General features: G+C 69.5%; 10 protein-coding genes. All 10 read right to left on the minus strand.

Annotated elements, in window-relative coordinates; genetic code table 11:
• Positions 1-17: 17 nt before the first annotated feature.
• The 10 genes from ACQ86G_RS02290 to ACQ86G_RS02335 all read right to left on the minus strand — a co-directional run bounded on the left by ACQ86G_RS02290 (position 18) and on the right by ACQ86G_RS02335 (position 12,935).
• Positions 18-887: a glycoside hydrolase family 16 protein gene (locus ACQ86G_RS02290; protein WP_431259128.1), complete on the minus strand. Its 870-nt coding sequence runs from the start codon at positions 885-887 to the stop codon at positions 18-20.
• Between the two features lie 27 nt (positions 888-914).
• Entirely contained in the window at positions 915-2,231 is a 1,317-nt protein-coding gene (locus ACQ86G_RS02295) for an extracellular solute-binding protein (RefSeq protein WP_431259129.1), read from the minus strand.
• A complete protein-coding gene (locus tag ACQ86G_RS02300; RefSeq protein WP_431259130.1) occupies positions 2,228-3,106 on the minus strand; it encodes an MOSC N-terminal beta barrel domain-containing protein in 879 nt (292 codons plus the stop codon). The genes ACQ86G_RS02295 and ACQ86G_RS02300 overlap by 4 nt, the downstream gene beginning before the upstream one ends.
• Positions 3,107-3,161: 55 nt before the next feature.
• Positions 3,162-4,565 (minus strand): glycoside hydrolase family 30 protein, encoded by a 1,404-nt coding sequence (locus tag ACQ86G_RS02305; protein WP_431259131.1) that lies wholly within the window; start codon positions 4,563-4,565, stop codon positions 3,162-3,164.
• A 186-nt stretch (positions 4,566-4,751) separates the two neighbouring features.
• The gene (locus ACQ86G_RS02310) at positions 4,752-5,399 is read right to left on the minus strand and encodes a diguanylate cyclase (protein WP_431259132.1); all 648 of its coding nucleotides are present in this window, start codon (positions 5,397-5,399) and stop codon (positions 4,752-4,754) included.
• A 120-nt stretch (positions 5,400-5,519) separates the two neighbouring features.
• Positions 5,520-6,632 (minus strand): hypothetical protein, encoded by a 1,113-nt coding sequence (locus tag ACQ86G_RS02315; RefSeq protein ID WP_431259133.1) that lies wholly within the window; start codon positions 6,630-6,632, stop codon positions 5,520-5,522.
• A 102-nt stretch (positions 6,633-6,734) separates the two neighbouring features.
• On the minus strand, positions 6,735-8,723 hold the full coding sequence (locus ACQ86G_RS02320; protein ID WP_431259134.1) for an RICIN domain-containing protein: 1,989 nt from the start codon (positions 8,721-8,723) through the stop codon (positions 6,735-6,737).
• 128 nt (positions 8,724-8,851) lie between these two features.
• Positions 8,852-10,834 (minus strand): glycoside hydrolase family 2 protein, encoded by a 1,983-nt coding sequence (locus ACQ86G_RS02325; protein WP_431259135.1) that lies wholly within the window; start codon positions 10,832-10,834, stop codon positions 8,852-8,854.
• Positions 10,835-10,944: 110 nt separating this feature from the next.
• A complete protein-coding gene (gene yjfF, locus ACQ86G_RS02330) occupies positions 10,945-11,979 on the minus strand; it encodes a galactofuranose ABC transporter, permease protein YjfF (protein ID WP_431259136.1) in 1,035 nt (344 codons plus the stop codon).
• A complete protein-coding gene (locus tag ACQ86G_RS02335) occupies positions 11,976-12,935 on the minus strand; it encodes an ABC transporter permease (RefSeq protein WP_431261314.1) in 960 nt (319 codons plus the stop codon). The genes yjfF and ACQ86G_RS02335 overlap by 4 nt, the downstream gene beginning before the upstream one ends.
• Position 12,936 lies beyond the last annotated feature (1 nt).

A 12,936-nucleotide genomic window follows, 5' to 3' on the forward strand; every position in this document is an offset into this window, starting at 1 on the left:
CGGAATCCGCCTCAGGATCACTTCCCCGCCTGATACACCTTCACGTAATCGACCTCGTACCCGATCGGGAAGATCTTGTCGTCGATCTCCCCGCCGAGGTCACCGCCGATGGCGAGGTTGAGGATCAGGAACTGCGGCTTGTCGAACGGCCATTGCGCCGTGCCCTGGCCCAGGTTCGGATACGCCGCGTGCACCTGACCGTCGATGCCGAAGCGGATCTCCTTCGGCGTCCACAGCATCTGGTAGTTGTGGAACACGCCGCAGGCCGTGGCGAGCTTGCGGCCGTCGCCGACGCCGTGCCCGCCATGCCCCGAGGTCGTGTGCACGGTGCTGAACACCCAGTCCGGCTTCTGTCCCATGTGCTCGAGGATGTCGAGCTCGCCCGACGCCGGCCAGTCGCCCTGGCTGCCGAGCGTCCAGATCGCCGGCCATGTGCCCTGCCCGCAGGGCAGCTTCGCGCGGATCTCGAAGTAGCCGTAGGTCCACTCGGCCTTGCCCTTCGTGATCAGCCGCGTCGACGTGTACTGCTGGCCGCCCCAGTCGGCCTGCGTCGACAGCGACTCCTTGCGCGCCGTGATCACCAGCCGGCCGTCCTTCAGCGACGCGTTCTCGGCGCGCGGGCCCGAGTAGTACTGCTTCTCGCGGTTGTGCCAACCCTGCTTGTTCATGCCGGTGTCGTAGGCCCACTTCGACTCGTCGGGCAAGGTGCCCTTGTCGAATTCATCGGCCCACACCAGCGTGTAACCCGACGGCAGTCCGATCGGGCCGGTCGCCGCGCCGCCCTTGCCTGTCGCCGTCTGGGCCTGCGCGAACGCGGCACCGCCATCGATCGCGAGGGCGGCCAGCAAGGGCAGCGCCGCCCAGCGACGCGTCAGTCGTTGCTTCATGAACCGGGTCTCCGTGTCTGTGGATGTTCAGCGCTTCGCGCGCCGTTGCAGCAGCTGCTCGGCGTCCGCCAGCGCCACCTTGATCGTCTTCTGTCCGCGCAGCACCTTGTCGAGCTCGGTCTGCACGACCTCCTCCGCGAACTTGGCCTGCTTGTGCACCGGCAGCGCCGTGATGCGCAGTGCGTCGTCGCGCCACAGCAGCCGTGCGCGCTGGCCGCCGAGGAAGTCCACCGGCTCGCTGAAGAACGGGTCGTCGTGGACGTCCCGCAGCGCCGGGAAGGCGTCGTAGGACTTGAAGGCCTGCAGCTGCCGCTGCGGGTTCAAGGTCATCAGCTGGATGAAATCCCACGCCAGCCGCTTGCGCGACGGCGCCGACTTGCGCGCGATCGCGTAGAAGGTGCCGCCGTACGGCGCGTGCGACCCGCCCGGCAGCGAGGACACCCGCCACAACCCCTTGGTCTCCGGCGCGATGAACGCATTGAGCTGTCCCACCAGCCATGCGCCGGACAACTCCGTCGCCAGACGTCCCTGCTTGAAGCCCGCCCCCCAGTCGTTCGACCAGGCCGGCACCTTCGCGTCGAGCCCCTTCTGCCGCGCCCGCAGCGCGACCTCGAACGCGCGCTCGAAGCGCGGCGAGTTCACCAGCACAGTGGACTCGGTGTCGAAGTAGATGCCCTCGCCCGGCTTCAATCCGTCGGCGATCAGGATGTCCTTGATCTCCTGCACGTTCGCGATCAGGTAGGCCCCGGTCCGCGCCTTGATGCGCTCGCCGGTCGCCACGTAGGCGTCCCAGCTGCGCGTCAGGTCCTCCGGCGTGACCTCCGCGCGCTCGGTGACGTCCTTGCGGTAAAGCAGCGTGCCCGGCCCGATGTCCGCCGGCATCGCGACCACCGCGCCGCTGCGCGCGATCGCCTGGTCATACGCGTAGGGCACGATGCGCGACCGGAAGGCCTCGATGCCGAACGGCGGCTGCCGCAGATCGTCGAGCCCGCCGCCCTGCGCGAAGCGGCCGACGAAGCTCGACTCCAGCGCCATCACGTCCGGCAGGCCCACCGCCGTCGACAGCGCGGTCGTCATCGCCGTGTGGTGGTCGCTGTACTGGCGCATCAGGATGCGCAACTCCACGTCCGGATGCATCGCCTGCCACGCGGGGATCGCGGCCTTGGCGATCTCGTCCATCAGCGGGAAGGCGGCGATCGTCAGCACCTCGCGCGTCTGCGCCAGCGCCGGCACGACCAGCACGCCGGACCACGCCGGCGCCGTCATCGCCGCGAGCATGCCGCGGCGGGTCAACCCGCGCGGGAGGCGCCGATCGCGCCCGTGGTTCTCGTCATGTGCGCTCAAAAGTCGAGCTCCATCGTCAGGACGGTGCCTTCACCCAGCGATCCGCCCGGCGGCGGTTGCAGGTAGACACCGAAGCGTGAGGCCTCGCCCGGCCAGCGTTGCGCGCTGAGCTCGGAAATCGCCGCGTCGACGCCGGGGCTCACCTCGCCGGTGTCCGGGTCCACATTCGGGACGATGCAGCGCTCGCAGGCCGAGGCGTAGGTCATGCGTCGCCACCAGCCCTCGCCGTCGCGCCAGACCAGCTGCAGCAGATGTTCCTCGACGAACGGCACCAGCGCTTCCTGCAGGCCGCGCAGCACGAGGTTGGGACGCAGCCGACGCACGTCGACGCGATCGTGCCGATGGGCCGCGAGGTGCTCGTTGAGCTCGACGACCGACCCCGTGGAGACCGCATGCAGCGCATTCGGCGCCGTCGCCAGCATCGACGGGCGCTCGAGCTTGACGAGGCGGAGGTCCTCACCGGTGACCTCGCGCAGGAACTGCGCGGCCACCGCGCCCGCGTCGCGACCCGGATAGATCACCATGCGGCGCTCCTCGGCGTGCCAGATGAGCGCCTGCGTGACATCGCCCTCCGCCTCGCGCGACAGGCGCAGCGGCTGCTGTCCTTGGGCGCGCAGCAGCAGCGCGTCGGCCAGCAGCTTGGGCTGCAGCAGCGCCAGCTTCGAATGCGATCCGAGCCAGGCGAGCTCGCCCCGTGCATCGACGACGATCCACTCGCGATCGCCGACGATGCGGCCGTCCGCATCGAAGCGCAGATCGGACACGCGCACGCCGGCGCAGGACTTCACCGGATACACGTACAGCGCCTCGACGCAGGCGTAGGCCGTCGATGACGCGCTGGCGCGGTCGCCGTCGGCGGCGGCCCTGGTGGTCATGGCGCCCGTGGAAGCGGTGGTGGGGGCGATGGGGGCGAAGTGGCCCACGTCGACCTCAGCGCGGCAGCACGTAGGTCGCGATGCAGCGCGGCGGCAGCGCGGCGACGCCCGCCTGGCCGTCGATGCGCAGCGAGAAGCGGTGTTCCCGCTCGCTGCGGTTCATCACGACGACGGCGATGCTGCCGTCCTCGTTGACGGCCGCGGTGCATTCCAGGTCCTGGCTGCTCGCCGAGCACAGCACGCGGAACGCGCCCGGCTTGATGAAGCGGCTGAAGTGGCCGAGGTAGTCGTACGAGCTCTGCGGCATCAGCCGGTTCTGTTCGCGGTCCGCGAGCATCGGCGCGCTGCACAGGTTGCCGACGTGGTTCGGGCCGCCGGTCTCGTCGAGCAGCAGGTTCCAGTCGATCCAACCCACCGTCCAGCGGTTCAGGTCGTTGAGGATGCTGCGGCCGTAGCGCTCGCCGGTGTTCCACGAACCGATGTGCGGCCCGCCTTCCTGGCAGCCTTCGGTGAACAGCAGCTGCTTGTCCGGATACGCGTCGTGCAGCAGGCCGACGTGGTCGAAGTGGTCCTCGACGTACCAGTGGAAGCCGCAGCCCCACACGTATTTCGCGGCCTCGGGGTCCGAGTAGACGACGTCGGCGCGCTGCACCATCTGGTCGCGGTTGTGGTCCCAGATGACGACCTTGATCCGCTGCAGTCCCGCCGCATGCAGGGCGGGGCCGAGGTGGTCGCGGACGAAGTCGCGTTCCTCCTCCGCGGTGTAGACGCAGGAGTCCCAGCGCTGCACCGCATCCGGTTCGTTCTGCACCGACACGCCCCACACGGGCACGCCTTCGGCCTCATAGGCCTGGATGAACTTCACGTAGCACTGCGCCCAGGCCTTCGCGTACTGCGGCAGCAGCTTGCCGCCGTTGTTCATCTGGCCGTTGGTCTTCATCCATGCGGGCGGGCTCCACGGCGACACCAGCAGCTTCATCGGTCCCGGCGCGACCTTCATCGCGGCCTGGATCATCGGCAGCAGCGCACGGCGGTCGCGGTCGATGTTGAAGTGCGTCAGCGCCTCGTCGCCCGGCACGTCCGCATGCGCGTAGTTGCCCAGCGCGAAGTCGCAGCTGTTCATGTGGACGCGGTTGAACGTGTAGCCGTGGCCCGCGGTCGCGTCGAAGTAGGCGTGCAGGAGCGCGTTCGCCTCGGCGGGCGGCAGCTTCTGCCAGGTCGTCGCGGAGGCCTCGGTGAAGGCGCCGCCGAAGCCCTCGATGCGCTGGAAGCGCTTGGCGCTGTTCACCACCAGCTTGGGCATGCCGGCGATCGCGGCATCGGCCATCAGCTGCGCCACCGGCTGCAGCGCCAGCTCGGGCTGCGCCTTCAGGCGCGTCGAGCTCGCCAGGTCCGCGCCCTTGGCGGACAGGGTCCATCGCAGGGACGCGTGCGCGCCCGCTGAAGTTGTCTCCGTCATCGAACTACCTTTGTTGTCGTGTCCAGGCCAGCGCTTGAAAGCGCTTTCATGGCCCGAGCATAGAGGCAGTCGGCTTGACGGTCAATTCAGGGATGGCCCGGAGGTGGGGCGCGACGCGCACGACGGGCGGGCGTGCCCGGCGTCGCAGCCCCGCCGCTGCCCCCTCGCTGCCCCCTCGCTGCCCGTTCAGCGGCCGGTCCGCTGCGCCCGCTGCCCCCGAGGTTCCCGCGGATGCAAGGTGTCGGTGCCGGCTGCCGCTGCGCGCCGGGCCGGCTCGGGCATCAGGCGACGACCGCCCTGCCGCCAGCCGCGCCACAGTTCCTCGAGATAGGGCACGAATTCGAGGAAGGCGACGACGGCGAGGACACCGACGATGTAACCCACGGGCAATGCCGGCGACTTCCAATGCAAGGCCCAATCCGCCGGCTCGGTGCCGCTGCCGAAAAGCGCAAGGAGCTGCGGCCAGTGGAGGGACGCGACCGCGATGATGGCCATCAGCGGCACCATCTCGAGGAAGCTGTGGACGTGCTGCTCGATCGGCGTCACGACGCGCGCGGTGACCGCGTAGCTGACGTCCCAGAGCGCCGTCGCCTCGTGGACGAAGAAGGCCACGATCATCAGCGCGATGACGCCCGCGTTGATCTGCAGGAACAGCCCGGCCAGCACGGGCAGGCCGACCTCGGCGAACATCAGCAGATGGATCAGCGATTCCTTCGCGCCGGTCGTGCGGCCGATGCCGGAGGCGCGATGGCAGAACCAGTCGACCATGCCCGCGATCAGCCAGACGGGCACGATGAAGTACAGCAGGATCAGTTCGGTGGGATCTTGGGTCATGGGAAGCGGCACTCGCGTGCGGAGAGTTCGTTGAACTCCCGCAGCAAGCCCGGGTCCCACGAGCGCGTTCTAGATCCCCGCCCCTAATGGACGGCGTCCCTCAGGCTGCGCCGGAGTCGGTCACTTCCCCGCCTTCTCCGTGCTCTCCGGATACGCCTTCCTCAACGCCTCGTACTGCGCCTTCGTGATCGGCATCATCGAGCCGTGCCGCAGCTGGGCGGGCATCTCGAAGCGGTCCCACTCCTTGCGGCGCGAGTTGCCCCAGACCTCCACCCACGGCCCTTCGAGTCGCGGCGCCATCGACAGGCCGTAGCCGTTGCCCGCGTACTGCTCGTAGTACAGGAACCAGTCGATGCCGTTGGGCGCGCGGACCAGCGTCGGTGCCTCGCGGAACGCGGGGCTCAACGCCGGGCCGGGCTCGGGATACGGGCCGAGCAGTTCCTGCGCGCAGGTCATGCGGATGGTCTTGCCCGTCGTCCAGATGTAGGACGGGTAGCGCTCGTCCTTGATCACCGCGCAGTAGCCGCCCTCCGGATTCGCGATCAGGAAGGTGTCGATCGTCGCCATCTCCCAGTTGAACAGGCGCTTGGGCGGCGCGTCGAAGCGCTTCAGGTCCGGCGACAGCGCATAGAGCGTGCGCTGGCTCGACCAGTAGCGTTCGGGATCCTCGGGGACGCCGGGCACCGTGGCCGTATGCCACAGCACCACGAACTGGTTCGACGGCTTGTCGAAGTAGAGCTTGGGCGCGCCGATGCGCTGCATCGCGTTGGGCAGGCCGGCGACCTTCGACAGGTCGGGCCGGTAGGTGCCGAAGACCTGCCACTTGACCAGGTCGTCCGAGACCCAGAAGCGGATGTCCGGATCGTCGTCGCTCTTGTTGCCGACCAGGTAGAAGCGGCCGTCCGGCCCCTGCGCGATGGACGGGTGGCCGTGGTACTCCTCGTTGACGGCCTTGCCGCCGTTGAGCTTCGTCCAGTGCAGGCCGTCCAGGCTCACCGCGTAGTGCAGCACGCCGTAGCGCGCGTCGGTCATGTGGGCGAAGAGGTAGGCCTCCGGGCCGGTCTTCGCGAGCGCGGCCGCGCTCGGCGGGCCGGCCGTATGGGCCGGGTTCGCCACGACGGCGGGCCGCGCCGCGGCCGGCGATGACGTGGCAGTCTGTGCCGCGGCGACACCCGTCGTCGTCACGGCGGCCATCGCCAGGATCGCGCCCGCAAGCGCCCGGATACGTCTCATGTCTCTCTCCTTGTTTGCATTGCTGACTCGATCCTGCGCGATGGCTTCTCCTGCAGGAGCCGCGCGCGCCTCGACGCGCGGCTCCTCACTCACATCCCTGCGTCACGGCGCCGAGATCGCCCATCGCTGGCAGTCGCCGCCCAGCCATTCCCACTGCTGGACCTTGGCGCCGTTGGCCGTCGAACACGCGTTCACGTCGAGCACGCGGCCGCTGTTCTTGTTGATGAAGCGCCAGTAGCCGGCGCCGACGTTCTCGATGCCCCAGCGCTGCGTGGCCGCGTTGTTGGACGTCCATTGCCGCACCTGCGCGCCCATCGCCAGCGAGGCGTCCTGCACCTCCAGCTTCAGGCCGCTGTTCACCGAGGTCAGCTCATAGAAGCCGTCCGGGGTCGCGGTGACGTTCCAGCGCTGGCAGTTGGCGCCGCTGTAGGGCCACTGCTGCACCAGACCGCCCGCAGCCGTCGAGCAGCCGGCCACGTCGAGCGCCTGCGCGCTGTGCTTCGCGATCACCTTGTAGGTGCCGTTGGCGACGTTGTTCGGGCTGACGCGTTCGAACTTCCAGCGCTGGCAGTCGCCGCCGATCCAGCTCCATTGCTGGACCTTGGTCCCGGCCGCGGTCGAGCACGCATCCACGTCCAGCACCAGGTTGCTGTTCTTGTTGATCACCCGGAAGTAGCCGTCGCCGACCGGTTCGATGCGCCACTTCTGGCAGTTGTTGTTGACCACCGTCCAGGTCTGCACCTTGCCGCCGTTGGCCGTGGAGCAGCCGTCGACATCGAGCTGCTGCCCGCTGTGCTGCGCGGTCAGCGTGTAATCGCCGTTGCCGGTGTTGGTGACGCGCCAGCGCTGGCAGTCGCCGCCGACCCAGCTCCATTGCTCGATCTGCGTGCCGGCGGCCGTCGAGCAGCCCGTCACGTCGAGCACCTGCCCGCTGTGCTTCGCGACGAGCCGGTAGACACCGTCCGCGACCGGCTGGTTCAGCGGCACGCTCGCGAACTGCACGCGGCAGGCGACGTTGGCCATCTGCAGCACGCGGGTGCCGTCGGTCGACGGCAGCAGCTGGCTGCTGTAGTTGCTGCACGGATCGGTGCCGGTATTCGGCGTCACCAGCGGCGCGGCGGCCTCGGTCCACGGCCCGGCCCCACCGTTCGTGTTGAACATGTAGATGCGGCCGTTGACATCGTCGTTGATCGCGTTGCCGGCGTTGCGGCGCACGATCTGGCCGATCAGCAGCAGGCGGCCCTGCGCGCTGCCGTCATTCATCCACGACACCGTCGGCGCATGCGAGAAATGGTTGCCCGCCGTCGATTCGACGCGCGTGCCCATGTTGCTCGCCGTGCCCCAGCTGCTGCCGTTGGACGAGGTCCGGAGGTACACGTCGCAGCTGCGCGAGCCGCAGATCTCGTAGCTCATCACGTAGCTGCCGTTGGGCAGCCGGCGCACGATGGGCATGCCGGGACGCAGGTCGCCGTTGTCGCTGATCCCGACGTCGATCGTGTCGGCGCTCCAGGTGAGTCCGCCGTCGGTCGAGACCTTGTGGGCGATCAGCTGGTTGAAGCCGCCGGACTTGTATTCCTCGCTCGAATAGAACATCAGCAGCCGGCCGGCGCTGTCGACCGAGAACTCCGGCTCCCAGGTGCCGACGCTGCCGGTCGCCGCGATGGCGTGCGAGGTCCAGGTCCGGCCGACGTCCGTGCTGCGGTAGATGCGGATCGAATACGCGCTGCCGTTGCGGGTCGTCGTCGCCCAGAACAGCGTGCCCGGCGCGGTCGAGCCGAGCTGCTGCGGCACCTCCCACATCCCGCTGCAGCAGTGCCACGGCTCGGGCACCGTGACGCTGCCGACCTGGGTCCAGGTCGTGCCCTGGTTGGTGCTCTCGTAGATCAGCGACTGCGCGCCGCCGAGGTCGTAGGACGCGATCAGGCGGCCGTTGGCACCACCGCTGGCGGCCAGCCGGATCATCCGCGGGTAGAAGCTGTCCTGGTTGCCCAGGACCGTCTCCGCCGCCTGCGACGGTCCGGCGACGAAGGCGGTCGCCGCCATCACCATCGCGAGCAGCCAGCGCCACCCACTCCAAGCGAACTTGCTCATGCGTGTCTCCATCTGCGGCCTCGCGGGCCGCGTTGCTGTCGTCGAACGGCGAGGTAAGCGGCGCCGGTCAGGGGAAGGGGCGGCTCTGCGGCCGCCGCCGGGTTGTCTGGGACGAGGCGGTCGACGCCTCAGCGCGGGCCCGCGGCGCCTGAGGCGGCGGAGGCCGCCGGCGCCGCCGATGCAGCGGGTGCAGCGGGCGCTGCCGATGCGGCGGGCGCGATGGAGGCGGCCGATGCGGCAGGCGCCACTGGAGCAACCGCCTCCGGTGGCAGGCCGTCGATCAGCGCCTGGTTGGCCTTGGCCACGCGATCGAAGTCCAGCTTCTTCACGCGGCGGTCGTAGGTGAAGAAGCCGTTGAGCTCCTCCTCGACGTCCGTCGTCTCGGTGTAGATCGCCGCGCTCAGGCCCTTGTCGGCGCGGAAGCCGCGCAGCGTGTTGACCTGCGCGACATACGCGTCGTTGATCGCGGCCGCGCTGTCGAACAGGTGGTAGCAGCACTTGGACTCGGGCCGGTACATGTGGTCGGGCACCTTCAGGCTGTTGCCGCCGTACTCGCCGAGCACGGCGATGCGCCACGGCTGATACGCCGGCGCGGCCGGGCCGGGATAGTCGTGCAGGTCGATCAGGTCGCCGCCGCCCTCGTCGTGCGGCTCGAAGTTGATGCCGGAGTGCGCGTTGATCAGCCGCGTCGGATCCAGCGCGCGGAACTGCGCGGCCATGCGGCGATGCTCGAAGTCGCCCCAGCTCTCGTTGAAGATCACCCAGGTGACGATGGACGTCTCCGACCGCAGCTGGTCGACGATCCCGCGCCACTCGACCTCGGTCTTCGCGCGCACGGCCAGGTCGGTCTCCGCATCCCAGGCCTGCGGCATGTCCTGCCACACCAGCAGGCCGAGCTTGTCCGCGTGGTGGAACCAGCGCGCCGGCTCCACCTTGATGTGCTTGCGGACCATGTTGAAGCCGAGCTTCTTCGTCTCCTCGAGATCGAAGCGCAGCGCGGCGTCGGTCGGCGCGGTGTAGAGACCGTCCGGCCAGAAACCCTGGTCCAGCGGACCGAACTGGAACACGAACTTGCCGTTCAACAGCGGGCGCGGCACGCCGTCGACCATGCCGACCTCGATGCTGCGCATGCCGAAATAGCTGTCGACCTGGTCGACGACCTTGCCGTCGCGGCGCAGCGTGACCTTGAGGTCGTAGAGGAAGGGATCATCGGGAGACCACAGCCGCGGCTGCGGCACGGGCAGCGAGAGCGCCTTGCCGGCGGCGCCGCGCACGCGACCGATCGCCTTCCCGTCCTTCAGCGCGACGGCCTCGACCTGCAGGCCCTTCGCCTCGCCGGCACGGACGGTCAAGGCCAGGCGCTGCTCGCCGACCACCGGCGTCATGTCGAGCTTGGCGATGTGCGACTGGCCGACCGGCTCGAGCCACACCGTCTGCCAGATGCCGGAACTCGGCGTGTAGAAGATGCCGCCCGGCTTCAGCGACTGCTTGCCGAGCGTGCCGTCGTTGGTGCTCGGATCGAAGGCCGCGACCACCAGCTCATTGCGGCCGGGTTTGAGTTGGGGCGTGATGTCGAAGCCGAAGGACGTGTAGCCGCCTTCGTGCTGGCCGACACGCGTGCCGTTGACGTAGACGGTGGCCAGCCGGTCGACCGCGCCGAAGTTGATGCGCACCCGACGACCGGCCCAGGCGGCGGGCACCTCGAAGCTGCGGCGGTACCAGAGGTTCAGCTCGCCGAGACGCTCGATGCCCGACAGCAGCGATTCCACCGGATACGGGACGCGCACGCGTTCGGCCGATGCCGGGAAGCGCGGTGCGGAGGCCGGAGGCACACGCGCGTCCGGCGCGCTCGTGCCGCCCCAGTAGTCCCACTGGCCGTTGAGGTTGAGCCAATCCGCGCGGACCAGTTGCGGACGCGGGTACTCGGGGAACGGCACCGGGGCCTTCAGGGCGTCGTCGGTCCACGGCGTGGTGAGGCGCACATGCGGCGCGGGCGCGACGACGGCCTGCGCGTCCTGCCAGGGCTGTGCCATCGCGATGGGGGCGGTGCCGGCGAAGGCGGCGGCCACCGCGAGCATCGCGGCGATCCGGGCGGAAGAGTTCGATGACATCGATCAGATTCCTCGTTGTTCCGATGAAGACGTTCGGGCGCCGCGTCGGCGGCGACCGCCGCGGCTGGACACCGGCCCGCCCACGAGGCGCGGACCGACGTGGTCGGGATTCAGGCGCGCCGCGACGAGCGGCCGTGCCACAGCACCATCACGCGCTGCAGCCCGCAGAACAGCCCCAGCAGCGCGCCGATGACGATGCGGGTCCACCACGAGCTCAAGGTGCCGTCGAACAGGATCAGCGTCTGGATCAGGCCCAGCATCAGCACGCCGGTCAGGGCACCCAGCACATGACCGATGCCGCCGCTCAGCAGCGCGCCGCCGATGACGACCGCGGCGATCGCGTCGAGCTCCAGTCCCTGCGCATGCAGCCCGTAGCCGGACAAGGTGTAGATGCCGAAGAGGACGCCACCGAGCGCGGCACAGCCGCCGCTGAGCGCGTAGACGCCGATGCGGGTGGCGGCGACCGGCAGGCCCATCAGCCGCGCGGACGTCTCCTGGCCACCGAGCGCGAAGACGGCGCGGCCGAACGGCGTCGATCGCGACACGGCCACCGCCAGCACGAGCACCGCCAGCGAACAGACCGCACCCGGCGTGATCTCGCCGAGCGGCCCGAGCGACCAGCGCGCCTGTGACCACGCGGTCAGCGTCGTGTCGGTGATCGGGATCGAGTCGACGCTGAGCAGGTAGCAGAGTCCGCGCGCCAGGAAGAGCCCGGCCAGCGTCACGATGAACGGCGGGATCGCGAAGACATGGATCACCGCGCCCATCAGCGCCCCGAAGGCGGCGCCGCCGATCAGCAGCAGCGGGATCAGCACCAGCGGCGACAGATGCGCGCGTTCGACGCCGAGCGCCAGCAGCATCGTCGTCAGCGCGACGACCGATCCCACCGACAGGTCGATGCCGCCGGACAGGATCACGAAGCTCATGCCGACGGCGACGACGAGCAGGAAGGCGTTGTCGATCAGCAGGTTCAGCAGCACCTGGGTCGACAGCAGTCCCGGGTAGGCCGAGGCGCCTGCCAGCGCGCCGACGACCAGCAGCAGCACGGAGGCCCAGCTCGGCAGATCCCGCGCGTGGATCAGGGATCGGACGTTGCGCAAGCCGCGCCTGACATCGCTGGCGTTTCCGGTCGTGGCTCCGCTCATGACGTCGCTCCCACCCGGCGTTGCCAGCGCTCGCGCCAGGCGCGCCACACCGGCGCCTGGCTGATCGACACCGCGAAGACGACGGCGGCCTTCACCACCAGCGTGACCTCGGGGGCGATGCCCAACGCATAGATGCTGGTCGTCAGCGTCTGGATGATCAGCGCGCCCAGCAGGCTGCCGCGCAGGCTGAACCGGCCGCCGAGCAGCGAGGTGCCGCCGAGCGCCACGGCGAGGATCGCGTCGAGCTCCAGCATCAGGCCCGCGTTGTTGGCGTCGGCGCTCTTGATGTTGGCGCTGATCATCAGTCCGGCCACGCCGGCGCAGAGGCCGCACGCGATGTAGACCGCCAGCGTCAGCCCGGCGGCGTGCACGCCTGCCAGTCGCGCCGCGGCCGGATTGGCGCCGCTGGCCTGGAGGAAGAGTCCGAGCGCGGTGCGGTGCTTCAGCAGGCCGAACAGCGCCGCGACACCCAGGGCGATCCAGGGCGCGAACGGCAGCCCCAGCAGGAAGCCGCTGCCGAGGAAGAAATACGGCTCGTGATAGATAGTGATGATCTGGCCATCGGTGATCAGCTGCGCGATGCCGCGCCCCGCGACCATCAGGATCAGCGTCGCGATGATCGGCTGGATGCCGCCGGCGACGACGAGCAGGCCGTTGAACAGCCCGCACAACGCGGCCGCGCCCAGTGCGCCGAGGATCGCGGCCGTCATCGGCATCGCCGCGCCCTCGCCCGTCACGAGCAAGGCCGCCACCGCGCCCGCGATCGCGACCACCGCGCCGACCGAGATGTCGATGCCGCGCACGGCGATCACCAGCGTCATGCCCATCGCGACGACCATCAGCGGCGCCGCGCGGTTGAGGATGTCGATCAACGGGCCGTAGGCATGGCCGTCCTGCCAGCGCAGGCTCAGGAACTGCGGATTCAGCAGCGCGTTCAACGCCCAGAGCGAGAGCAGG

The sequence above is a fragment of the Roseateles chitinivorans genome, assembly GCF_050632145.1.
Lineage (GTDB): Bacteria > Pseudomonadota > Gammaproteobacteria > Burkholderiales > Burkholderiaceae_C > Roseateles > Roseateles chitinivorans_B.

Excerpts from the sequence above, each read along its gene's own strand:
- ACQ86G_RS02290 (WP_431259128.1), bottom strand. The coding sequence starts at position 887 with ATGAAGCAACGACTGACGCGTCGCTGGGCGGCGCTGCCCTTGCTGGCC.
- ACQ86G_RS02300 (WP_431259130.1), bottom strand. The coding sequence starts at position 3,106 with ATGACCACCAGGGCCGCCGCCGACGGCGACCGCGCCAGCGCGTCATCG.
- ACQ86G_RS02305 (WP_431259131.1), bottom strand. The coding sequence starts at position 4,565 with ATGACGGAGACAACTTCAGCGGGCGCGCACGCGTCCCTGCGATGGACC.
- ACQ86G_RS02310 (WP_431259132.1), bottom strand. The coding sequence starts at position 5,399 with ATGACCCAAGATCCCACCGAACTGATCCTGCTGTACTTCATCGTGCCC.
- ACQ86G_RS02315 (WP_431259133.1), bottom strand. The coding sequence starts at position 6,632 with ATGAGACGTATCCGGGCGCTTGCGGGCGCGATCCTGGCGATGGCCGCC.
- ACQ86G_RS02320 (WP_431259134.1), bottom strand. The coding sequence starts at position 8,723 with ATGAGCAAGTTCGCTTGGAGTGGGTGGCGCTGGCTGCTCGCGATGGTG.
- ACQ86G_RS02325 (WP_431259135.1), bottom strand. The coding sequence starts at position 10,834 with ATGTCATCGAACTCTTCCGCCCGGATCGCCGCGATGCTCGCGGTGGCC.
- yjfF (WP_431259136.1), bottom strand. The coding sequence starts at position 11,979 with ATGAGCGGAGCCACGACCGGAAACGCCAGCGATGTCAGGCGCGGCTTG.